The sequence below is a fragment of the Enterococcus villorum genome (assembly GCF_007990225.1).
Classification (GTDB): Bacteria; Bacillota; Bacilli; order Lactobacillales; family Enterococcaceae; genus Enterococcus_B; species Enterococcus_B villorum.
The window spans coordinates 242305-265955 of sequence record NZ_BJWF01000001.1 but is presented as its reverse complement, the minus strand read 5'-3'; the positions used below and the strand labels follow the sequence as shown (position 1 = coordinate 265955).

Annotated in this window: 23 protein-coding genes; 18 read left to right on the top strand and 5 right to left on the bottom strand. The window is 35.6% G+C overall.

The window, feature by feature from the left end; all coding sequences use genetic code 11:
• Nucleotides 1-111: 111 nt before the first annotated feature.
• The 18 genes from EVI01_RS01230 (at nt 112) to holA (ending at nt 20937) form a co-directional block, all read left to right on the top strand.
• Nucleotides 112-1578: a hypothetical protein gene (locus tag EVI01_RS01230; protein ID WP_010751150.1), complete on the top strand. Its 1467-nt coding sequence runs from the start codon at nt 112-114 to the stop codon at nt 1576-1578.
• 175 nt (nt 1579-1753) lie between these two features.
• Nucleotides 1754-2029, top strand: coding sequence for a UPF0223 family protein (locus EVI01_RS01225; RefSeq protein ID WP_010751149.1), 276 nt, complete (start codon nt 1754-1756; stop codon nt 2027-2029).
• Between the two features lie 4 nt (nt 2030-2033).
• Nucleotides 2034-2813, top strand: a complete 780-nt coding sequence (locus EVI01_RS01220) for an inositol monophosphatase family protein (RefSeq protein WP_035007608.1) — start codon at nt 2034-2036, stop codon at nt 2811-2813.
• 155 nt (nt 2814-2968) lie between these two features.
• On the top strand, nt 2969-4798 hold the full coding sequence (gene typA, locus EVI01_RS01215; protein WP_010751147.1) for a translational GTPase TypA: 1830 nt from the start codon (nt 2969-2971) through the stop codon (nt 4796-4798).
• A gap of 293 nt (nt 4799-5091) precedes the next feature.
• The gene (recQ, locus tag EVI01_RS01210) at nt 5092-6846 is read left to right on the top strand and encodes a DNA helicase RecQ (protein ID WP_010751146.1); all 1755 of its coding nucleotides are present in this window, start codon (nt 5092-5094) and stop codon (nt 6844-6846) included.
• Nucleotides 6847-7003: 157 nt separating this feature from the next.
• Nucleotides 7004-7306, top strand: coding sequence for a DUF1507 family protein (locus EVI01_RS01205; RefSeq protein WP_010751145.1), 303 nt, complete (start codon nt 7004-7006; stop codon nt 7304-7306).
• Nucleotides 7307-7308: 2 nt separating this feature from the next.
• Complete coding sequence (locus EVI01_RS01200; protein ID WP_010751144.1) at nt 7309-8475, top strand: FtsW/RodA/SpoVE family cell cycle protein; 1167 nt, start codon at nt 7309-7311, stop codon at nt 8473-8475.
• 20 nt (nt 8476-8495) lie between these two features.
• On the top strand, nt 8496-11924 hold the full coding sequence (locus EVI01_RS01195) for a pyruvate carboxylase (protein ID WP_010751143.1): 3429 nt from the start codon (nt 8496-8498) through the stop codon (nt 11922-11924).
• A gap of 13 nt (nt 11925-11937) precedes the next feature.
• On the top strand, nt 11938-13065 hold the full coding sequence (locus EVI01_RS01190; RefSeq protein WP_010751142.1) for a CAP-associated domain-containing protein: 1128 nt from the start codon (nt 11938-11940) through the stop codon (nt 13063-13065).
• Nucleotides 13052-13480, top strand: coding sequence for a YlbF/YmcA family competence regulator (locus EVI01_RS01185; protein ID WP_010751141.1), 429 nt, complete (start codon nt 13052-13054; stop codon nt 13478-13480). The genes EVI01_RS01190 and EVI01_RS01185 overlap by 14 nt, the downstream gene beginning before the upstream one ends.
• Nucleotides 13473-13811, top strand: coding sequence for a YlbG family protein (locus EVI01_RS01180; RefSeq protein WP_010751140.1), 339 nt, complete (start codon nt 13473-13475; stop codon nt 13809-13811). Before EVI01_RS01185 ends, EVI01_RS01180 begins: the two co-directional genes overlap by 8 nt.
• A 135-nt stretch (nt 13812-13946) precedes the next feature.
• Nucleotides 13947-14507, top strand: coding sequence for a 16S rRNA (guanine(966)-N(2))-methyltransferase RsmD (gene rsmD, locus EVI01_RS01175; protein WP_010751139.1), 561 nt, complete (start codon nt 13947-13949; stop codon nt 14505-14507).
• Nucleotides 14504-14995 (top strand): pantetheine-phosphate adenylyltransferase, encoded by a 492-nt coding sequence (coaD, locus tag EVI01_RS01170; protein ID WP_010751138.1) that lies wholly within the window; start codon nt 14504-14506, stop codon nt 14993-14995. Before rsmD ends, coaD begins: the two co-directional genes overlap by 4 nt.
• Complete coding sequence (locus EVI01_RS01165) at nt 14985-16028, top strand: SepM family pheromone-processing serine protease (RefSeq protein ID WP_010751137.1); 1044 nt, start codon at nt 14985-14987, stop codon at nt 16026-16028. Before coaD ends, EVI01_RS01165 begins: the two co-directional genes overlap by 11 nt.
• A 373-nt stretch (nt 16029-16401) precedes the next feature.
• Nucleotides 16402-17091 carry a helix-hairpin-helix domain-containing protein gene (locus EVI01_RS01160; protein ID WP_010751136.1) on the top strand — a complete coding sequence of 230 codons (690 nt, stop codon included), beginning with the start codon at nt 16402-16404 and terminating at the stop codon, nt 17089-17091.
• Between the two features lie 18 nt (nt 17092-17109).
• Nucleotides 17110-17592 carry a ComE operon protein 2 gene (locus tag EVI01_RS01155; RefSeq protein WP_010751135.1) on the top strand — a complete coding sequence of 161 codons (483 nt, stop codon included), beginning with the start codon at nt 17110-17112 and terminating at the stop codon, nt 17590-17592.
• An 84-nt stretch (nt 17593-17676) separates the two neighbouring features.
• Entirely contained in the window at nt 17677-19857 is a 2181-nt protein-coding gene (locus tag EVI01_RS01150) for a DNA internalization-related competence protein ComEC/Rec2 (RefSeq protein WP_010751134.1), read from the top strand.
• A 36-nt stretch (nt 19858-19893) separates the two neighbouring features.
• Nucleotides 19894-20937 (top strand): DNA polymerase III subunit delta, encoded by a 1044-nt coding sequence (gene holA / locus EVI01_RS01145; protein ID WP_010751133.1) that lies wholly within the window; start codon nt 19894-19896, stop codon nt 20935-20937.
• Nucleotides 20938-21239: 302 nt separating this feature from the next.
• On the opposite strand, the gene EVI01_RS13565 is transcribed toward holA, so the two are convergent.
• The 5 genes from EVI01_RS13565 to EVI01_RS01130 all read right to left on the bottom strand — a co-directional run bounded on the left by EVI01_RS13565 (nt 21240) and on the right by EVI01_RS01130 (nt 23631).
• Nucleotides 21240-21389 (bottom strand): hypothetical protein, encoded by a 150-nt coding sequence (locus EVI01_RS13565; RefSeq protein WP_155853993.1) that lies wholly within the window; start codon nt 21387-21389, stop codon nt 21240-21242.
• Nucleotides 21390-21756: 367 nt separating this feature from the next.
• Complete coding sequence (rpsT, locus tag EVI01_RS01140) at nt 21757-22011, bottom strand: 30S ribosomal protein S20 (RefSeq protein ID WP_010719340.1); 255 nt, start codon at nt 22009-22011, stop codon at nt 21757-21759.
• Between the two features lie 402 nt (nt 22012-22413).
• The gene (locus EVI01_RS01135; protein WP_010751132.1) at nt 22414-22683 is read right to left on the bottom strand and encodes a hypothetical protein; all 270 of its coding nucleotides are present in this window, start codon (nt 22681-22683) and stop codon (nt 22414-22416) included.
• 301 nt (nt 22684-22984) lie between these two features.
• Complete coding sequence (locus tag EVI01_RS13955) at nt 22985-23113, bottom strand: hypothetical protein (RefSeq protein WP_010751131.1); 129 nt, start codon at nt 23111-23113, stop codon at nt 22985-22987.
• 62 nt (nt 23114-23175) lie between these two features.
• Complete coding sequence (locus EVI01_RS01130) at nt 23176-23631, bottom strand: DUF441 domain-containing protein (protein ID WP_010751130.1); 456 nt, start codon at nt 23629-23631, stop codon at nt 23176-23178.
• Nucleotides 23632-23651: the final 20 nt, after the last annotated feature.

The window sequence follows — 23651 nt, the reverse complement described above, 5'->3', positions numbered from 1 at the left end:
AAACATATTAAGTGCAAACGATTTAAAAAAATAAAAAATTCATTATGACAAGTTCATTTAGGAAACGATCATTTTGATCAATAAAAATCTGATGGCAAAGGAGACCAGTATATGGATAACCCAAATGAAGTAAATCCAGCGTTAAAAAGAGGAAAATATACCATTCGATCTAAAGCAGAGAGAAAAGAATTGCTTATGAAATATGCGCATGAGATACGTGAAATGAAAATAAGTAGTCGCAAAAAATTTAGTAAAGAAAATGGTGTGCGGGAAAGTACCTTGACGTATTGGATAAAAGATGCTCCAGAGATAAGAGAATTAGAAAAAAAGTATTTCGACTACATAAGGGACGGTAAAAGATACGATGATGCATATAAAATAAAGTGTGTTAACTTATACGAGCAATGGAGAATGGAAGGGGAGTGCAGTAATCGTTCTGATTTTTGTGTAAAAAATGATCTTCCATACAAGTCCTTTTGTCTCTGGATAAAAGAATACCCAAAGATAATAAGGTTAGAAAAAAAAATCTATGAAAAACACAAGACGTATACCGATACAATGGGAGAACTAGCAAGTGGTTTAGAGAACGTTCCCACTAATCGCCCTCTAAGTGAAGAACTACTACCAAGAGCTAAAACGCCAGAGCTAGCAAAAACAAGTCGCCCATCAACAAGCACATATTTAAGTGAAGATTTAAGTCAATTAGATTGTCAAAGAATAATAGAAGAAGTAACACAAATAGCCGAAAATTCAGGAGTAAACGAAGAGTACAAAACAATAGACATCCAAGAACTAAATGAAATGTTGTATTTATTAGGACCTGATATAAACGACCAAACAGATTTGTCTAATATAAATAGCGAGATAATAGATGAGACAACTATGGAACAACCGATCACACAAAATCAAAAGAGAATATCAAATCAGGTGAGTTATGCGTTAAAAAGAGGAAAGTATACTATACGCTCCAAAGATGAAATAAAAGAGTTGCTTATGAAATATGCACAAGAGATATGTGAAAAGAAAGTAAATAGTTGTTTAAAATTTACTGAAAAAAATGGTATAAAGGGAAGTACCTTTCGGAAGTGGGTAGAAAAAATTCCCGAGTTAAAGAAATTAGAAAGAATGTTTTTTAAAGACAACGTGTATGATAATGAATACCAATTAAAGAAATTTACCTTTCCACAATATAGTAAATACGATAAAGAATATAAACTAAACTGTGACAAACTCAAAACGTATACTAATACAATGGAAGAGCCGGCAAATTCAACTAATTACCTTGTAAGTAAAGCACTAAATGATTCAGATTGGCCAAAATCATTAGAAGAGCGATCATCAAAAGCCAAAACACCAGAACTAGCAGAAACAAGTCGCCCATCAACAAGCTATTCTTTAAGTGAACCATTAAGTCAGCCAGATGGACCAAAAACAATGAAAGAAGTTATACAAACAGCAATTCATACTAATATAGAACAAACGAACACCCAAAATCAAAAAAACAGTGTCAATGAGATCCTAGCTTGGGTGAACCGTGCGATAAAAAGAAGAGTAGATCAATTATTCCTTTATAGATAGTCACTATGGTTAGGGCAAAATGTTGTCTTGACCTTTTTTATTTCTTTTAGAAATTTCTTACTTCAATTAAGTTGACCATAATTATATTATGACGATAAAAATAATCAAATCTATTTGGTGAAGCACCTCCTCCTATGATAAACTGAGTTTGACTACATGAATAGGAGAAGAGATTATGCAAGATTACCAATACCCACTTGATTTAGATTGGACCACACAAGAGATGGTGATTGTCATGAAAATGTGGGAAGATTTAGAAACAGCCAATGAAAAAGGCATTGATAATGCAAAATTTTTGAAAACTTACCAAGCATTTAAAACGGTGATTAAATCCATTGGCGAAGAAAAACGTTTAGGAAGAGAATTTGAAAAAGTTTCAGGTTATTCATTGTATCGGACGGTTCAAGAAGCAAAGAAGAATCCTAAAAAAATTTTGAAAATGAATGGGTGAGAACATGGAAAAACGTGAGCTGATTAATCAAATCAAAGTTTGGCTACGTGAGGCAGCTGGAATGATTCATGAGGCGTCAACAAAAAAACTGACAATTGATGAAAAAACGAATCGAAAAGATCTTGTAACGAATATGGATCGTGAAATTCAGTCGTTTTTAATTGATCAAGTTCATATATATAATCCTGAAGCAAAAATCTTAGCCGAAGAAGAGGGATATAATGAATTAGAAAATTTAGATGGTCAAGTTTTTGTGATTGACCCGATTGATGGCACATTAAATTTTGTGCTTGAACAAGAAAATTTCTGTATCATGATTGGTGTTTATGAAAATGGTGTGGGGCAACTTGGATTTATTTATGATGTAATGAAAGAAGTTCTTTATTGGGGTGGAAAGGGTCTAGGCGTTTATATGGATGAACAACCACTACCCAAACCTCAAAACCTTCGTTTGGCTAATGGTCTTCTTGGTGTAAATGGCTATCTTTTGGGGTATAATCGCTGGAATATCCGAACGATTGGTGAAAAAAGTCTAGGTGTTCGAATTTATGGCTGTGCTGGATTAGAAATGATTGCGCTCTTGAAAGGATCTCATATTGGCTATATCGGCAATCTAAGCCCATGGGACTATGCTGCGGGGAATGTTTTACTAGACGAATTAGGTATGAAATATAGTGGGATTTCAGGAGAAAAACTAAAATTTAAAGGGCGAGAATATTACCTTGGAGCAACTCCGCAAGCGTATAAAGAAATCCGTGAACTCCTTGATCAACCACAAAAATAATGTAAAAACTTGACATTTAAGTAGGATTTAGTGAAGTTTATTAATTTTCTCGAAAAAATGAAAACATTTCACTATATTTCATGAAAAAAATCTGCTATAATAAACAGTCGAGTAAAATTGCACTGTCATAAAGGACCGAGAAGGAGTTAGTTACATTGAACTATAGAAATGATATCCGCAACGTAGCGATTATCGCCCACGTTGACCACGGAAAAACCACATTGGTTGATGAATTATTGAAACAATCAGATACGTTAGACGCACACACACAATTACAAGAACGTGCGATGGATTCAAATGCCCTAGAAAAAGAACGTGGAATCACGATTTTAGCAAAAAATACAGCAGTTGACTATAAAGGGATTCGTGTAAATATTATGGATACCCCAGGACACGCAGACTTCGGTGGTGAAGTGGAACGTATCATGAAAATGGTGGATGGTGTCGTTTTAGTCGTAGATGCATACGAAGGAACCATGCCACAAACACGTTTTGTATTGAAAAAAGCCTTGGAACAACATATTACACCAATCGTTGTAGTAAATAAAATCGACAAACCATCTGCACGACCTGAATTTGTTGTGGATGAAGTATTAGAGTTATTTATTGAATTAGGTGCAGACGATGATCAATTAGATTTCCCAGTGATCTATGCATCAGCGTTAAACGGAACATCTAGTTTATCCGATGATCCAGCTGATCAAGAACCAACAATGGCACCAATTTTTGATACAATTGTCGAAAAAATTCCTGCTCCTGTAGATAATAGTGATGAGCCATTACAATTCCAAGTATCATTACTTGATTATAATGATTATGTGGGACGTATCGGAATTGGTCGTGTTTTCCGTGGATCAATCAAAGTAGGGGATCAAGTAGCCTTACTAAAATTAGATGGATCAGTGAAAAAATTCCGTATCACAAAATTATTTGGTTTCTTTGGGTTAAAACGCTTAGAGATTGAAGAAGCTAAAGCAGGTGACCTAATCGCGGTATCAGGGATGGAAGATATTTTCGTCGGTGAAACAGTGACTCCTGTGGATCATCAAGAGGCATTACCAATTCTACACATTGATGAGCCTACTTTGCAAATGACATTCTTAGTGAACAATTCACCATTTGCTGGACGTGAAGGAAAATATGTCACAGCACGTAAAATTGAAGAACGCTTAATGGCGGAACTACAGACAGATGTATCTTTACGTGTTGAACCAACAAACTCTCCAGATGCATGGACTGTTTCTGGTCGTGGCGAACTTCATTTATCCATTTTGATTGAAAATATGCGCCGTGAAGGATATGAATTACAAGTATCTCGTCCTGAAGTCATTGAAAAAGAAATTGATGGCGTTAAATGTGAACCATTTGAACGAGTACAAATTGACACTCCTGAAGAGTATATGGGAAGTGTCATTGAGTCATTGAGCCTACGTAAAGGTGAAATGCAAGACATGATTCATACTGGTAATGGACAAATCCGTTTGACATTTTTAACTCCAGCTCGTGGCTTGATCGGCTATTCGACTGAGTTCCTTTCAATGACCCGTGGCTATGGAATTATGAACCACACATTTGATCAATATCTACCAATGCTTCCAGGACAAATTGGTGGACGTCATCAAGGGGCATTAGTTTCTATTGATACTGGGAAAGCAACTACCTATTCCATTATGAGTATTGAAGAACGTGGTACAGTCTTTGTTGAACCTGGTACGGAAGTTTATGAAGGAATGATTATTGGTGAAAATAGTCGTGACAATGACTTGACAGTCAATATCACAAAAGCAAAACAAATGACTAATGTTCGTTCTGCTACGAAAGACCAAACATCAGTAATTAAAAAACCAAAACAATTAACTTTAGAAGAGTCTTTAGAGTTTCTAAACGATGATGAATACTGTGAAGTAACGCCTGAAAGTATTCGTTTAAGAAAACAAATCTTGAACAAAAATGCACGGGAAAAAGCTTCTAAAAAGAAAAAATAATCCACTTATGGTTGGAAAGGTCAACTTATCTATTCGATGAGTTGATCTTTTTTATTGCTGTGGAGAAGTTAAGAAAAAGTAAAAGAAAAATTCAATAAAAACGCTAAAAGTTTATTAAAAGTTTTTTAGAAGTTTTAAAATAGAGTGCATTTTGTTTCACAAACACCTTTGGTTTCACAAAAAGAGAGTTGTTCTTCTTCTAATTGAGAAGTAAAATAGTTTTAACGTATTTTAATTGGGAATGATAGATGATTACCTTGTTATGTATAAATCAAATAAAAAGGAGGGATCAGATGAACGAAAAATTAAAAGAATACTTTGGTTACGAAGAATTTCGACCTGGACAAAAGGAAATAATCCAAAAAGTATTGGCTCGTGAAGATGTTCTTGGAATTATGCCAACTGGCAGCGGGAAATCAATCTGTTACCAATTGCCAGCGCTAATGCTTGACGGGATAACGATCGTTATTTCACCTTTGATTTCTTTGATGAAAGATCAGGTGGATGCCGCAAACCAATTAGGAATTTCAGCGACATTTATCAATAGTTCTTTAGATAGTTATGAAACAGCAAAACGGTTTCGTTTGCTTGATCAGCATCGTATTCAATTGTTATATGTGGCTCCTGAACGCTTTATTATGAACGATTTTATTCAATCATTAAAGCGATGGAATCTCCAACTAATTGCGATTGACGAAGCTCATTGTATTTCACAATGGGGGCATGATTTTCGGCCAAGCTATCTGCAAATGGCAAATACGCTAAACGACTTGGAACAACGACCGGTTATTGTAGCTTTAACGGCAACAGTCACGGTCAATGTAGCTGAAGACATCAAAAAACAATTAAAAATACCATTTAAAAATCATATTCAAACCGGTTTTGCACGTGAAAATCTTCGTTTGCATGTAGTGAAAGACCAGAAAAAGGAACAATATTTAATTGAATATCTTCGAATCAATCAAAAGCAATCAGGCATCATTTATGCTGCAACGCGTAAAGAAGTGGATCGGATCTATCATTTGTTAACAAAATTTAAGTTTAATGTTGGTCGATACCACGGTGGGATGAGTGAAAGTCAGCGCACAGCAGTCCAAGAGGATTTTTTATACGATCGTACGGAATTACTTGTTGCGACCAACGCTTTTGGTATGGGGATCAACAAAAGCAATATTCGCTTTGTTGTTCATTACCAGATTCCTGGTTCACTAGAGGCCTATTACCAAGAAGCAGGTCGTGCGGGACGGGATGGCCTTTTAAGTGAAGCCATTTTATTATTTTCCCCTCAAGACATTCAGATCCAAAAATTTTTTATTCAACAATCACAGCGCGAAGAATCACAAAAACAAAAAGAGTATCAAAAACTAAAAGCAATGACCGAATATGTTTACATTGAGTCATGCTTGCAACAATATATTCTTTCTTATTTTGGTGAAGATAGTCTTCCCTGTAATCGATGTGGTAATTGCTTAGATGATCGTGAGCTAGTGGATGTAACGACGGAAACGCAAATGGTTTTATCTTGTTTAAAACGTATGGGTGAAAATTATGGGAAACAATTATTGATGAAGGTATTGGCTGGTTCAAAAGATCAGAAAGTGAAAATGTGGGGATTTGAAAAGTTATCTACGTATGGTTTATTAAAAAAATGGGCTCAAAAAGATATTTTACAGTTAATCGAATACCTTATTTCCGGCGGTTACTTATTCTCTATGAACGGTGAGTATCCTACGTTAAAAATCACTGAACTTGGCATTGAGGTGTTAAAAGGAAAACAAAAAGTGTTCAAGAAAGAAACAAAAAAAGTGCAACAACTTTCTGATGAAAAAACAGATACATTATTTGAAGCATTACGGGAATTACGAACCGATTTAGCTTCTGCAGCAGGTGTGCCCCCGTATGTTGTTTTTTCGGATGCTACCTTAAAAGAAATGAGTCAAAAACGTCCCAAAGATCGTCTTTCTTTATTGCAGATAAAAGGCGTAGGGCAAAGTAAACTTGATAAATATGGCGAGTCCTTTTTAGGGATTATTCATTCGAATGAATGAACCACTATCTGAGAGTACAGCCAATATTTTTGTTAAGAATAATTGATATTCAAATAAATAAAAAAATAGGAAAATCCACGGGAGAAAACTGGGAATTTTCCCCGTTATAATTTTAAGTATGTTATAATTAATAAACTTAGAATGGGGGTAGGCGTAGATGGATTCTCTGTCAAATGAAGTGGCAGTTCAAGTGCTTAAAGATGAAGCAGAACGAATCAAACGCTTGATTAAAAATCAAAAAAATAGTTTGTGTATCTCACAATGTAAGGCGTTTGAAGAAGTCGTCGATACACAAATGTATGGCTTCTCACAACAGGTTGGATTTGCCATTCGTGTGGGAATAATCGACAAGTCAAAAGGACAGTTACTGCTGAGTGAATTAGAGCGTGAACTGAACCGTTTATATAGTGAGGTTTATCAAGAAAATTATGATAAAAAAGAAATCGGCAAGGAGGAATAAACTTGCCTAAGAAAGTAAAAAAAAGGCATTTATTAAACTATAGTATTTTTATCCCATATTTGATTTTGTGTATTCTGGGATTAATTATGGTTTATAGTTCATCATCATATTTATTACTAGAAAATGGAAGTAACCCATCTGCCTCTTTTTTTAATCAAAGTTTATTTTGGGGCATCAGCTTAGTAGCAATTGGGCTTCTTTATAAAATGAAAATTGAAGTACTGAAAAATCAACGATTAATCATGGCAGCGATCGCTGTCCTGACCATTTTACTTTTAATTGTTTTATTTTTTGGAGAAGAAAGAAACGGAGCGAAAGGTTGGCTGGATATTGGCGGTTTCTCCCTTCAGCCAGCTGAATACTTAAAAATTATTGTGGTTTGGTACTTAGCTTTGACCTTATCTAAAAGACAAAAAAGTGTCCAAACAGATTTTGTTGCGACAGTCAAAAGACCAATGTTACTTGTGTTGGCACTAACGGCATTAGTAGCAATCTTACCTGACTTTGGGAACGCAACGGTTATTTTTTTGATTATTTTAGTCTTGCTCTTAGCAAGTGGCATCAATTATATTTATACGTTGATTGTGGGTTTTGGTGGTGTCGGTCTAAGTATCTTTGCTATTTGGCTGATCAATATCACCCACGGGAAAATTTTTCCTGGACGTTTACAATATGTTTATAATCGGTTCGCCATTTTTCAAAATCCTTTTTCAGATGAATTAAATAAAGGTCATCAACTGGTGAATGGCTACTATGCAATGTTTAATGGTGGTCTTTTTGGGAGAGGACTAGGAAACAGCATCCAGAAAAAAGGTTTTTTACAAGAAGCACAAACAGATTTTATTTATGCTATCGTTGTAGAAGAGTTAGGCGTAATTATGGGGATTTTAATCCTTGCCTTACTATTTTTTATGATTGTTCGTATCTTTTTAGTAGGTATTCGCTCAAAAGATCCTTTCAATTCGTTATTATGTATTGGAATTGGCGCTATGTTTTTGATCCAAATATTTATTAATCTTGGAGGGATTACTGGTGTGATTCCTTTGACGGGGATTACGTTTCCGTTTTTGAGTCAAGGTGGCTCGAGTCTATTGATGTTGTCCATCTGTGTGGGGTTTGTATTAAATATCAGTGCAGATGAAAAACGAAAAAGTTTAGGTTTATACTAAAAAGATGTAGGAGTGGTTCGATGGAAAAAGTTTTAGTTGCTAACAGAGGAGAGATTGCCGTACGTGTCTTTCGGGCATGTACAGAATTAGGAATTAAAACTGTAGGTATCTACGCAAAAGAAGATGAGTATTCGGTACACCGTTTTAAAGCGGATGAAGCTTACTTAATTGGAGAAGGAAAAAAACCGATTGATGCTTACTTGGATATTGAAGGAATCATCTCTATTGCAAAATCGTGTGGGGCAGACGCGATTCATCCAGGATATGGATTGTTATCCGAAAATCTAAGTTTCGCAAAACGATGTCAAGAAGCAGGTATCACTTTTGTAGGACCAAACTTACATCATTTAGATATTTTTGGAGATAAAATTAAAGCCAAAGCCGCTGCAATTGAAGCAGGCATTGCTTCTATTCCAGGAACAGATGGCCCTGTCGAAAAGGTAGAGGATGTCCTTTCATTTGCTGAACGTTATGGTTATCCGATTATGATCAAAGCTGCTCTAGGTGGCGGTGGACGAGGTATGCGTGTTGCCCAAGATGAAAAAAGTGCACGTGAAGGATATGAACGAGCAAAAAGTGAAGCAAAAGCAGCTTTTGGCAGTGATGAAGTTTATGTCGAAAAATACATTGCCAATCCTAAACACATTGAAGTTCAGATTTTAGGAGATACCCACGGAAATGTCATCCATTTATTTGAAAGAGATTGTTCTGTCCAAAGACGCCATCAAAAAGTAGTTGAAGTAGCGCCATGTGTCTCCATGTCGAATGAACAACGTGAACGAATTTGTGAAGCAGCTGTGCAGTTGATGAAACATGTCGGCTATGTGAATGCTGGTACTGTTGAATTTTTGGTGGAAGGAAATGATTTTTATTTTATCGAAGTCAACCCACGAGTTCAAGTAGAACATACGATTACTGAAATGATCACAGATGTGGATATCGTTACCACTCAATTATTGATTGCACAAGGTAAAGACTTACACAAAGAAATTGGATTACCTCAACAAGCAGATATCCAATTGAATGGCTCAGCCATTCAATGTCGTATCACCACAGAAGATCCATTAAATAATTTCCTTCCAGATACAGGGAAAATCGACACTTATCGTTCACCAGGTGGTTTTGGCGTGCGATTAGATGTGGGAAATGCTTACGCTGGATATGTCGTAACGCCTTATTTTGATTCTTTACTGGTAAAAGTATGTACCCATGCCGCTGATTTTGAGACAGCAATCCAAAAAATGGCTCGTTGCTTGAAAGAGTTCCGAATCAGAGGTGTGAAAACAAATATCCCATTTATGTTAAATGTGATTTCTCATCCAGAGTTTCAATCTGGTCATGCCAAAACAACCTTTATTGATAATACGAAAGAGTTGTTTGAGTTTCCACGCCTACGTGATCGAGGGAATAAAACAATGAAATATATTGGAGAGATCACAGTAAATGGCTTTCCAGGGATTGAAAATAGGGAAAAACCATACTATGACTCCCCACGTTTACCGAAAAACTTAATGAAGCGTACCGATTACCTCACCGCAAAAAATGTTTTAGATACGGATGGTGCAGATGGTGTCGTTCGTTGGATTAAATCCCAAGAAAATCTATTATTGACCGATACAACCTTTAGAGATGCACACCAAAGTTTATTAGCCACCCGCGTGCGTACAAAAGATTTTAAAGGAATTGCCCAATTAACTGGGGAAGGATTACCTGAATTATTCTCAAGTGAGATGTGGGGCGGCGCGACTTTTGATGTGGCTTACCGTTTCTTAAATGAAGATCCTTGGCAACGCTTGAGAAAAATCCGTTCCTTGATGCCAAATACGCTTTTACAAATGTTATTTAGAGGGTCAAATGCAGTCGGATACTCCAATTATCCAGATAACGTATTAGTAGAATTTGTGAAAGAATCAGCGGCTCAAGGGATTGATGTATTTAGAATCTTTGACAGTTTGAACTGGTTGCCACAAATGGAAAAAAGTATTCAAGCCGTACGAGACACAGGAAAAATCGCTGAAGCGGCAATTTGTTATACGGGAGATATCAATGATCCTAGTCGGGCAAAATATAATGTCCAGTATTACAAAGAAATGGCCAAAGAGTTAGAACAACTTGGTGCGCATATTATCGCTATTAAAGATATGGCTGGATTACTTAAACCACAAGCAGCTTATCGTTTGATTAGCGAATTGAAAGAAACAACAGAGTTGCCGATTCATCTGCATACCCATGATACAAGTGGTAATGGAATTATTACGTATTCAGCAGCAACAAAAGCTGGCGTAGATATCGTGGATGTTGCCATGAGTGCCATGAGTGGAAATACTAGCCAACCAAGCATGAGTAGCTTGTACTATGCATTAGTAAACGGACCAAGATTACCAGAAATCAATATTCAAAATGCCCAACAATTAAACCATTACTGGGAAGATGTGAGCATGTATTATAAACCATTTGAAAATGGCTTGAATGCGCCTGAAACGGAAGTGTATATGCACGAGATGCCTGGTGGACAATATTCAAATCTGCAACAGCAAGCAAAAGCTGTGGGTCTAGGTAATAAATGGGATGAGATCAAGCAAATGTATCATACAGTTAATTTGATGTTCGGCGATATTGTGAAGGTCACTCCTTCTTCAAAAGTCGTCGGTGATATGGCGCTGTTCATGGTTCAAAATGATTTGACGGAAGAAGATATCTATGAAAAAGGCGAGACGTTAAGTTTTCCGGAGTCGGTGATCACCTTCTTCCAAGGAGAGTTAGGACAGCCAGTAGGTGGATTCCCTGAAAAACTACAAAAAATTATTCTTAAAGGGCGTCCAGCAATAACACAACGACCTGGCAGCTTAGCTGAACCGATTGATTTTGTTCAAGTCAAAGCAGAGTTAGCGGAAAAAATTGGCTATGAACCAAAACGTGAAGAAGTGCTAAGTTACTTAATGTACCCACAAGTGTTTTTGGATTATCAAAAAGCTTACAACCAATTTGGGGAAGTAACGTTGCTTGATACACCTACCTTCTTCCAAGGAATACGTTTAGGTGAAACTGTCAATGTCCAAATCGAAAAAGGAAAAATTTTGATTATTCGCTTAGATGAAATCGGCGAACCAGATATTGAAGGCAATCGTGTGTTGTTCTTTAATTTAAACGGGCAGCGTCGTGAAATTACGGTAAAAGACCATTCAATTATCAGTACCGTACAAACACGTATCAAAGCAGAACCAACAAATCGTGAGCAGATTGGTGCAACGATGTCTGGATCCGTGTTAGATGTATTAGTCAAAAAAGGTGATCTTGTCAAAAAAGGTGATACTTTGATGATCACCGAAGCGATGAAAATGGAAACAGCAATCGAAGCTCGCTTTGATGGTGAGGTTGCGCATGTTTATGTTGCTAATGGTGATGCGATTGCTTCTGGAGACTTGTTGATTGAAGTGACTGAAAAGTAAAGGTGGGGAAAAAATGAAACGGCTAGGTTTGTTTGGTGCGATATTATTATCAGTGATCATTGCATTTTACATGGAGCCGGTATGGTTTCCCCCTAAAATTGAGGGAAAAAAGAACCAAGAACAACAGATACAAAATCAGATGACGGCTTGGAAATACCAGAAACTTCAAACAACTGGTTTTTCTATGTATGTGGGTCAGTCGGTTGCTGAATTAGAACAACGTTATGGTGAACCTTATGAACGGATGACTAGTGGGTTTGGTTTTGAAACGAGGTATTATAAAGACCAAGTCAATCACTTGTCTTTTGAAGCTAATATTGAAAATGACCAAGTGTCAACGATCAAAGTATTGAATGCGGATAAGACGAATGTTGCCCCTTTTTCTTTAGGAATGACGATGCAAGATCTAACCGAAATCACAACGATCTACACGAACTTTAACTTCCAATATAATGATGCGGAAATTGGAATAGAATTAATGGAAGAGGATATGAATTATCGTCCGTTAATTGCTTTTAATAATGAAACGTTTGCTATTTTATTTTTTGATCAAAGTAGTAATGGTTTGTTTTCAATCGTTTATTTGGATAAAGAAAGTTTATTGAAGTTGTTGCCTTATCAAGTGTTTGGTGAAGATTTGCCACAATATCAAGTAGAAGAACAAGTGGATTGGGAACAAATCAATCAGGAAAAAGAAGTGCATAGTGTCCAATTATTGAACGAATTGAGATATTTAGACGAATTACCACTTTACCAACAGTCAACTAATTTTTCTATGCAAACAAAATTACTCTTAACAGACTATTTGAATAAACCAGAAGGTATTTTATCAAAAGAAAGACTGGCAACATGGCAACAAGTAAATGGGAGTGCCAAAACGACAGCTAAATTTACGTTGACAACAGACGAGTTCAATCAATTATTGGCAAAGAGAAAGCTTACGCAAACAAATGGTGTCTTTTCTCATCCAGTCATTGATCCAACGTTTACCTTTTTATTTTTATATAGTGATCCTTATTATCATGATCGTTTTTTAGCAAATACTTCGGAATTATTGGGAATTGCTTTTTCAAAAGAAAATATGTTAATCTTGTTGCAAGAAATAGAGAAGGAGCGTACCGATAGTAGTGATAATCAATGAGAAATTGTTCGCATTGGAAGATCAATGTAACTATTTGTTTAAGAGTATAAAAGAAAGTAACACGATGAAAGAATATCTAAATGCGAAGAAACAAATGGAACAATCAACGGAAGTAAAAGCGCTATTGGCTGATTTTTCTAAGAAGAAAGAGCAATATGAAAAAGTAGCGCTCTATCAGAATTATGCACCGGAGTTTCGTGAAAGAAAACTCGTTGTCCGTCAAGCCAAAAGAAAACTTGATCTAAATGAACAAGTCGCTAAATTTCGATTAGCAGAAAATCAATTACAACAAATATTAGATGAAATCGGTCAACAACTTGCTGAAACGGTTTCTTTAACAATCAAAATTGATGCAGGAAATCCTTTTTTTGAAAATAGGAAGCACAGTGGATGTGGAGGGAACTGTCATGGATGAGAAAAATGAGTTTCAACTAACGAAACGCCGTGGTTTGATTGTCTGGGTATATAGTTTGAAACAATTAAAAAACTTAAAGAAATTTGGATTACTTCACTATGTGTCACGAAAAATGAAATACGTTGTATTGTATTTAAATGAAGAGACATTTGAGCAAACTGAAGAACGTATTAAAAAATTGCATTTTGTTCGGAATGTGGAGCGATCTTATCGTCCGGATATTGAAATGAACTTTGCTGAAAAAATCGGCTCAAAACAAGAAGTAAAAGAAGAAGGATTTGAAATAGAGGAAATCAAAACGAAAATACGTTTAGCTGACCATGTATTTTAGTTTCTCTTTGATTCTTTATATAAGAAACAAAAAAGATAAAAATAACTTGAGAAAGCACGAAATTCCGTGCGAACCAAGTTTTTTTATCTTTTTTTTTGGTATACTGATAGCAGTACGTTTTTAAGGAGTGAGTAAATGCGAGTTATTTCAGGAAATTATGGCGGACGCCGTTTAAAAAGCTTATCAGGAGCAAACACACGACCTACAACAGACAAAGTGAAAGAATCGATTTTCAATATGATTGGCCCTTATTTTAACGGAGAAGAAGTACTGGATCTTTTTTCTGGTAGTGGCGCATTAGCGATTGAAGCCGTTTCTCGAGGCTGTGGTCATGCGTTTTGTGTCGATAAAAATTATCAGGCATTACAAGTAATCAAAGAAAATATTGAAATCACTAAGGAACCAGAAAAGTTTACGACGTTGAAACTTGATGCTGATAGAGCCATTGAAAAACTGGCACATGACAAGTGTAAATTCGATTTTTTATTTCTGGATCCCCCTTATGCAAAACAAAAAATTATTGATCAAATCATTAAAATGTCTGAATTGGATCTTTTGAAAGAATCAGCTATCATCGTATGTGAAACAGATAAAACAGTTGAGTTGCCTGAACGGATAGCCAGTTTTACCCAAATAAGAAAACAAATTTATGGGATTACTTCTGTGACTATTTACAGAAAAGAGGATGAACAATGAAAAAAGCATTATTTCCAGGAAGTTTCGATCCATTAACTAACGGACACTTAGACATGATTGAACGAGCAGCAAAAATGTTTGATGAAGTCATTGTTGGGGTTTTTGTGAATACCTCAAAAAAAAATCTGTTTACGGCAGATGAGAAGGTGGAACTGATCACTCAATCCGTGCAACACCTTTCAAATGTCAAAGTGATTCACCAAGAAAATCAATTAACAGTTGAAACAGCCAAAGAATTGAATGTTAAAGCAATTATTCGTGGGATTCGTAGTGTCAAAGATTTTGAATATGAACGAGATATTGCACAAATGAATCATCATTTAAATCAAGAAGTGGAAACGATCTTTTTATTGGCAAAAGCAGAATATAGTCATGTTAGTTCGAGTCTTCTAAAGGAAGTCTTGTATTTTGGTGGAGATGTCAGTGTCTATCTTCCTCCTATTATTAATGAAGCGTTAGCTAGAAAGAGTGAAACCGATGGATTTTAAGAAATGGCTAAAGACAATTCTTGTTATTTTTCTAGGGATTTTTGTGATTGGGTTTGTGGTAGTTCCACTTCCTTATTATGTGGAAGCGCCAGGAGCAACGATTGATTTAAAAGAGTTAATCACAGTAAATGGTCAAAAAGACAAAGAAACAGGTTCCTTTTCGTTGACCTCGGTTGGGATTCGCCAAGCCACGGCTTTTACGGCTATCAAAGCAAAGTTATCCTCATTTGAAGACGTGATCAGCGCCGAAGAGTTAACAGGAGGAGCGACAAACGAAGAATACGATCAAATCCAACATTATTATATGGAGTCTTCACAAAATGCAGCGATTGAACAAGCATTAAAATTGGCAGGCTTACCTTATAAAATGGATTTTAAAGGTGTCTATGTCATGAGCGTTGAAAAAAATTCGAATTTTTATGGAAAATTAACAGTAGGTGATACAGTAACGAAAGTCGATGGCCATACGTTCAAAAGTGCAGAAGAATTTATGAAGTATGTGAAAAGTAAAAAAGTAAATGATGTAGTAACCATTACTTATCTTCATGATGGAAAAGAAAAAGAAACTTCTGGAAAATTGATTGAACTACCAACAGATAAGAAAGCAGGTATCGGAATCACATTGACCGACCATACAGAGATAAAAGCAGATACGATTGTTTCAATCAACTCTGGATCAATTGGTGGTCCTTCTGCTGGCTTGATGTTCACTCTTGAAATTTATGAGCAATTGACTAATAAAAATCTTCGACATGGAAAAGAAATTGCTGGTACTGGAACAATTAATAGCCAAGGAGAAGTTGGGCGTATCGGTGGAATTGATAAAAAAGTGGCTAGTGCTGACAAAGCAGGAGTAGAGATTTTCTTTGCACCGGATGATCCGATCTCTGATGAAATTAAAAAAGAACATCCAGAGATTAAATCCAATTATGAAGAAGCAAAAGCTGCGGCTGAAGAATTAAACACATCAATGAAAATTGTACCAGTAAAAACCGTACAAGATGCCCTCGATTATTTAGAAACATTAAAATAAACGAACCTTTAAAAATATTACTCGGACTAGACGTTCAGTCCAGTACGGTGAAAATGTAAAATAAGCAGAGAAGGTAGAAAATAATTCATTATTTTCGAGATTTTCTCTGCTTATTTTTTGCTTTAAGCAAAAATAGCAACAGTGGATACTTCACCCAAATCCATGATCATTCCATATAATGCGTAGGTGGCAATATTTTTTATGATCTCAAGAAGAAAAAATTCTTTTACGTAATTAATAGTGAAGAGCAAAATACTCTTTAAAAATCAATGAAAGGAAACGTGTTGTTTAAACTTTTAGTTAAGAGTCAAAAAAAGGCTAAAATTGCCGAGTCGATACATCGAGTAGAATAATAGAATAGTAGGACGACAGAATGAAAAAAATCTATCAGCAAATTTTCGCTTCGCCAAAGCTTATTATTTGTGGAGCTCTGATTATTCTGGGATTAATGACGCTTATTGGATTGGCTGGATACTCTATTTATCACAAAACGAAAAACCAAATACTTATGACGTCATATTCAAATGAAGAATTAATGGCCAATTTGACTCAAGAAAGTCAACAGTCAAAAGAGTTAATGGAAGAAACAACAGAAACAACGGTTTATCCAACGATTTACGTCGATGTCAAAGGAGCAGTCAATCGACCGGGCATGTATGCTTTTACGGCAGAAGAACGAGTTTTCGACGTAATACAAAAAGCAGGTGGGTTCACTGACGTTGCCGACGAAAAACAAATCAATTTTGCAGCGAAAATCAAAGACCAACAATTATTATATGTACCTGAGATTGGAGAAGAAATAGAAGAAAAATATTCGGATCACGAGGAAGATACTGAAATTGGTGAGTCGAAAGTACCACAAGAAAAAATCAATCTAAATACGGCAGATTCTTTACAACTACAGCAAGTACCAGGAATTGGTGAAAAAAAAGCGCAAGAAATCATTCAATACAGACAAGACAATGGATCCTTTAAATCCGTCGAGGAACTTCAAGAAATATCTGGAATTGGTCAAAAGACAGTTGAAAAAATGAAAAACTTCGTTACAATTACTATAGAATAAAAGACAGAGGTGAAGAATATGAGCAATGAACGGATTCCTTGGGATCAATATTTTATGGCACAAGCAGTATTACTATCTTTAAGAAGTACTTGCACGAGATTGGAAGTCGGTGCGACTTTAGTAAGGGAAAAACGGATCATTGCTGGAGGATACAATGGCGCAGTAAGTGGGGATACCCATTGTATTGATGAGGGGTGTTATGTTGTAGATGGACATTGCTTGCGAACGATCCACGCAGAAATGAATGCGTTGTTGCAATGTGCGAAACTAGGCATTCCCACCGAAGGATCAGAAATTTATGTGACACATTTTCCTTGTTTAGCCTGTACAAAAGCTTTATTGCAAGCAGGTATAAAGAAAATCAACTATTTACATGATTATCGTAACGATTCTTATGCACAATCATTAATCAAACAATTAGGTGTAAGCGTGCACCAAGTTTCTCTGGACTCTACTCATTTTGCGAAACTGCAAAAAGAGTTATCAGGAGAACATGTTTAGCGTATTTTGCGACCAAATGCAAAATCGATTGGTTTTTCCAGCGATTTCTTCGATTCTTATCTGTCTTATGTATAGTACAGACAAATGGTATTATCGTTTGATCTTCGTTGGATTTTTTTGTTTTTTTTACTGAAAGAAAATAAAACAATTGCTTGTATCTCCTTGTTTTGTAGCACAGCTGTTTTATTTTCTTGCTTGCTAAAAGAGACACCACCAATTGATAACAAAAACGTAACGGAACAAGTAACGATCCTATCAGACACCGTAAAATTAAATGGCGATTGGGTGACTTTTATGGGACGGACAAAGAAGAAACAAAAGATTCATTTCAGTTATCTTGCTAAATCTGAGAAAGAACGGGATGCTTTGTTCCATTTGAGACATCAATCGATGGTGCTTAATGTTTCAGGGAATTATCAAGTCTCTGATCAACAAAGAAACAACTATGCATTTGATCAAAGAAGTTACGACAAAGTACATCGAATCAGTGGTCGCTTTCAAATCAATCAAATAAAAGAGATACGCAACAAAAATACGTGGAAAAACTTTTTAATGAGAAAAAGAGGGCAGTGGATCACCATTGTTCAGCAACGTTTTTCCAATAAAACAAGTATTTATATGAATGCGCTTTTATTCGGATACAAAGACCATCAATTTTTAGAATCAGAAGAAAACTATAGAGAAACAGGGTTATTACATCTATTCAGTTTATCGGGTATGCACATACAAGTTTATTTAGGCTGGCTCTATTACCTTTTTCGCCGAGCAGGAGTGACATTATCTGTTAGCTTTATCCCATTGACTCTGCTGACGATTGCCTATCTTGTCTTAGCAGGTGGCTCATTATCGGTTGTAAGAGCAGGTATTTTATTTTTATTAAAACTTGGGCTAAAACTTTATCAAATAAAACTTTCTTCTCTCGACTGCTTTTCTATCACACTTTGGTTGCTTTTGTTGTTCGAACCACTTTGTCTTTTTCAAGTCGGGGGACAATTAAGCTTAATAATGAGCTTTTTATTCCTTTTGCTACCAATTCATAAAAAAATGAAAAGTCACAGAGTAGCCACTACTGTTTTATTCAGTATAGGAATCTTACCGCTTACTGCATGGCATTTCTATGAATGGGCAGTACTGGGAACTATTTTCACCGTTTTATTCACTCCTATATTTCTTAAGTTTCTTCTGCCTTGTTTGGTTTTCTTCTTTGTAGCCGGCAACCATTTACCTCTCATAATGAGTGAATTAATGGAATATTTGCTAGTTAAGCTTGAATATGGACTTCATTTTTTTAGATTTTCAACGATCATCATTGGACAACCAAGTTTTTGGCTAGTCATTGTATCGATTGCTTTTATTTTATGGGTGATTGAAAAGAAACAAACACAACCCTTAGCCTCCATTTTTTTGGCCATTTTTGTTCCTTGCTTGTTAATAGGCGCTCGTTTTTTTCAGCTAGGAACAAGTATTACGTTTAATGATGTTGGACAAGGGGACAGTACAGTATTGATCGCTCCTTTTCAAAAAGAAGTAGTGATAGTGGACACCGGTGGGAAATTAACTTTCAAAAAAGAAGATTGGCAAGAAAGGATTGTTCGATCGCATGCGGAGTATAACCTAGTCCCTTACTTAAAAGGAAATGGCATCAGCCGGATCCACAAATTGATTTTGACACATGACGATATGGATCATGTTGGGGAATTAGCCACACTTGCGAAGCACTTCAATATTGACACGATTTATCTTGGCTGGGGAGGTGGCAATAGCTTTTCACTAAAACAACAGTTGGAAGTCTTGAAAAATACTGGAACACAAATTTACGAAGTTAAGCAAGGTGATCGAATCGAAGGGTATTTTGATTTTTTTGTTTTATCACCCGATCAAAAAGGTGCAGGTGAAAATGAGGATTCTGTCGCATTATTTTTCACTCATCAACTCCTAAGGTTTGTCTTATTAGGCGATTTAGATCAGGCTTCTGAAGAAAAAATTGGGAACCGTTACCCCAATTTAAAAGCGGATGTGGTCAAGTTAGGGCACCATGGCAGCCGTACTTCTAGTAGTCCTAAATTTATAGCACAATTAGAAGCAGACTATGGCATTATTTCTTGTGGATTGAACCATTCATTTGGTCATCCTCATCAAGAAGTGTTGTCCCTAATGGCTTCTCAACAAATGACTACTCTACGAACCGATCAGCAAGGTGCGATTTCATTTAAGTGGCACCCTTTGTGGTATCCAAAAGGAAGAATAGAAACAATGATAGACTAGTAATTCATGTATACTCATGGTAGGATTAATTTGAAAGTGGTGAAAGACATGAGTATTCAAGCAGACTTGCAAAAAATTCGTAAAGAAAAACTTGCTCCTTGCTATCTGATTTTAGGCACGGAAAAATATTTACAAGATCAAGTAAGAGCAGAGATTTTAAAAAAAGTTCAAATCAATAGTCAAGATGACCTAAACTTTTTAAGTTTTGATATGGAAAATGCGAGCATTGATGAAGTTGTTGCAGAAGCAGAAACTTTACCCTTTTTTGGTGAGCAACGTTTAGTATTTGTAGAAAATCCGTACTTTTTGACCGCAGAAAAAATTAATAACGGCATCGAGCAAAACACACAACTGCTCGTGAACTATTTGAAAGAACCTTTAGAATCAACGGTTCTAGTGTTCTTTGCAGCTTATGAAAAACTGGATGAACGCAAGAAACTGACGAAGCAATTGAAAAAAACCGCCCACACGATTCAAGTACAACCGTTAAATGAAAAAGAAGTGCGTCAGTATTTATTAAATACCTTAGAAAATGCACCAATAACAATGGATCGAAAAGCCATTGATTTGTTTTTACGGTTAACAGACCTTGATTTAACGAAAATGATGGGTGAGTTGGATAAGTTGCTTCTTTATGGTCAACAAAAGGAACTCATTACGGTGAGAGAAGTGGAGCAATTGGTTCCTAAAACGTTGGAACATAACCTTTTTGATATGACTCACTATATTTTATCTGGCCAAACAGAACAAGCACTGCGGCTCTATGAAGACCTCGTCACACAAGGAGAGGAAACGATCAAAATAAATGCTATCTTAGTCTCACAAATACGCTTGTTTTTACAAACAAAATTTTTGATGAACATTGGGTACCAACAAGCAAATATTGCTGAAACGTTAAAGATACATCCATACCGTGTCAAATTAGCGATGCAAGAAGTACGTAAATTTGATGAAAAAATATTAAGGCAACTATTTAATGACCTAGTTGAGATGGATTACCAAATCAAAAGTGGAAAAATAGAAAAAGAATTAAGTTTTCAATTATTTGTGTTACGAACAGGAGAATTATTAAGAAAATAAAAGAAGTAGTAGTCAACTTATTGTTAGAAATGAGCTACAAGTGAAAAAAGCCTGAGAATGTGTGTATTTCAGGCTTTTTCTCTTGTAGCTATAAATGTGATTCATCATTTGTCTGACTTAAGGGAGTGATGACTTCCTTTATTTGATAGAAGAAAAGCTTAAGCTAAAAAGTTTGTTGGCTACAGCTAACGATGAAAGACAAAACTATCGCTTTTTTGGCAGAAACATGTTTACTGACCACTCTTGTTTTTTTTATGCGAGTTGACACGTTTTTTTTGTAAAGTATCTAGCGGATTTATCTGTCAGTAATTTTTTTCAAAGTTTGTGTTTAGATGGAGCAACTGACTAATTTCTTGCAAATCATCTGATTCTGATTTACTCTCTTTTTCAACTTCGGCTTTGTTCATCGCTTTATAAAAGTCGTTGTTTCTACGCTTGTATGTACTATCCATCTGGTTCACTTGTTTAGTTAGTTCATTTTTATATCTTTGATGTGTGACGTTCTACTTTTTTGCTGAATCTCTCAACTTTTTATCACAATCTTTTCTAATTCTATCCAAGTTCATTTTTTTCCAAAAATTTGTCCCATTAAAATTCTCCTACCATTCTATAGATAGTATGGGTGAAAAATTAAGGGAAGAGACACCTATTATTTCTGAAGTTATAAAAATAATTATGTATGATTTATTTATAGCAAGTACCAATTAAAAGATTTCTTGAATCAATTCTAACAGGAAATTTACTTGTTCAGAATGTTTAAGTGTAAGATTAGTGAGAAAATTTTCGGGTAAATAAAAAAACCGGCCGTAGCCGATTTCCTTATTTAGCGATTTTTTTGCTTAAACGAGATTTGTCGCGGTTAGCTTTGTTTTTATGAATTAGACCTTTTGTTTCAGCCATATCAATAGCTTTAACAGCTTCTTTATATAACGCATCTACGTTTTCAGCACCTGAAGCTACAGCATCTTCAAATTTTTTGATTGCAGTACGCATAGCGCTTGTTTGAGATGAATTTTTAACGTTCGCATTTTCGCTTGTACGAACACGTTTGATTGCAGATTCAATGTTTGGCATTAGTTTCACCTCCGATAACTTAAGTTCTTACGCGTGTTACCGCATAATTCAACATTCATTATTATACCTAAATCAGTGAATCTTTGCAATATGAACATGACAAGTTTTTTTCCTTAACACTAAAAGAAAGGAAAAGTCAGAGGATTGGCTTGCTTCTTTTATGTATACCTCTCAAAAATAAAAAACGCTATTGTGGGAGACAATAGCGTTTAACCAAAGCAGATAAATAAATCTTTTTAAACAAAATTTGAATGGGACTGTTTGGTACTCGAACATTATATAACAAAGACAACCGTTTGCAAAGCTTTTTTTGAAAAGGGATACTTTTCTCATAGAAAAGGCAATCATAACGATTTCAATTGCTAGTTATTTTATAACCGTTATCCATTGGCAGAACTGCTGTTAATCTGGAGTGCCGATAATTTTAATGTATTCATCAATGTTTTTAATCACCATTTTCTTGATGACTAATTGATTTCGACGATTCCATTTACCACTGACTTGTAAAACGTATTTATTTAATGGGAGGCGCAAAATATATTTTGCTAAGTAGCGATCTTTCAGGAGACCGTTGATTACCCGATCTTCAAGCTGGAGATTTAAACCAGTTAACATCATTGGTTGTTCCTGTAAAACATAAGTATCAATTAAAAGACCTTCAAAGGTTTCCATGAGCGTCTTCCTTTCTATAAATGAAACATATGAGCACACTCTTGTTTAAAAAAGAGCTGTTCTGCATTCTAGTATAACAAAAAAAGAAAGAAGGAGCCAAAAAGAAATGAGGATTGTTTCATATTATTGGCTAATTAGTGGTAAGAATAGAGGATTCAAAAAGAAAAATTAAAATAATACAAATAACGCCCTTTCCATAAAACCTGAGTTGATTTTACAAAAAGGGCGATAAAGTAAAATTAGCTGGGGGAAGTTTGAATTATTGTGACAAATGACCGATCTTTGTGTCTTCATTAAAGAATTAAAAATAGGTGTCGAACACATTTTGAATCAAATCAGGGAATAACAGATAAGCTAATCCTAAAATCAAGACAATTGCCAATAAAAACCACCCAACTGTGCCGATAAAGTATTTTAATTTATCTAACATACGATCACCTCATGATAAGTATAGCATGAAAAAGACGATTCATACGGTTAAAACACTTTATGCTACTTGCTTAAGGAAAATAATTGCAAGAGACAATAAGTGATGCCAGAAGCAATGACTGGACCTGCGGCGATTCCTTTTAAAAAAACAACGCCAAGGATCGTCCCAAAAACTAAAGCAACCGTGATTTGTGGATCAGAAGCAATCAGTCCTACGCCTTTAGAAGAAAGGACAGCAACTAATCCGCCACAAAAAATAGCAATCCAGCCGATTGGCGATTTAAAAGCATCAAGCAAATCTCTTAAACCGATTTCCCCAGTAGCAATTGGAACTAAAATAGCCGCTGTGATGATCGTTACACCAATGTTAATTCCTTTGCCTTGTAACCAAGTAAGAAAGAATTTCGACATCGGAATGAGCTTGACAAGTAAAATAAAACCAGTTGCAATAATTAAACTTTGATTTTTAGAAAGCAATGCAACAAGCATGATTAATCCAAGAAAAAGCCAACTTTCCATAACTAGAGAACCTCACTTTC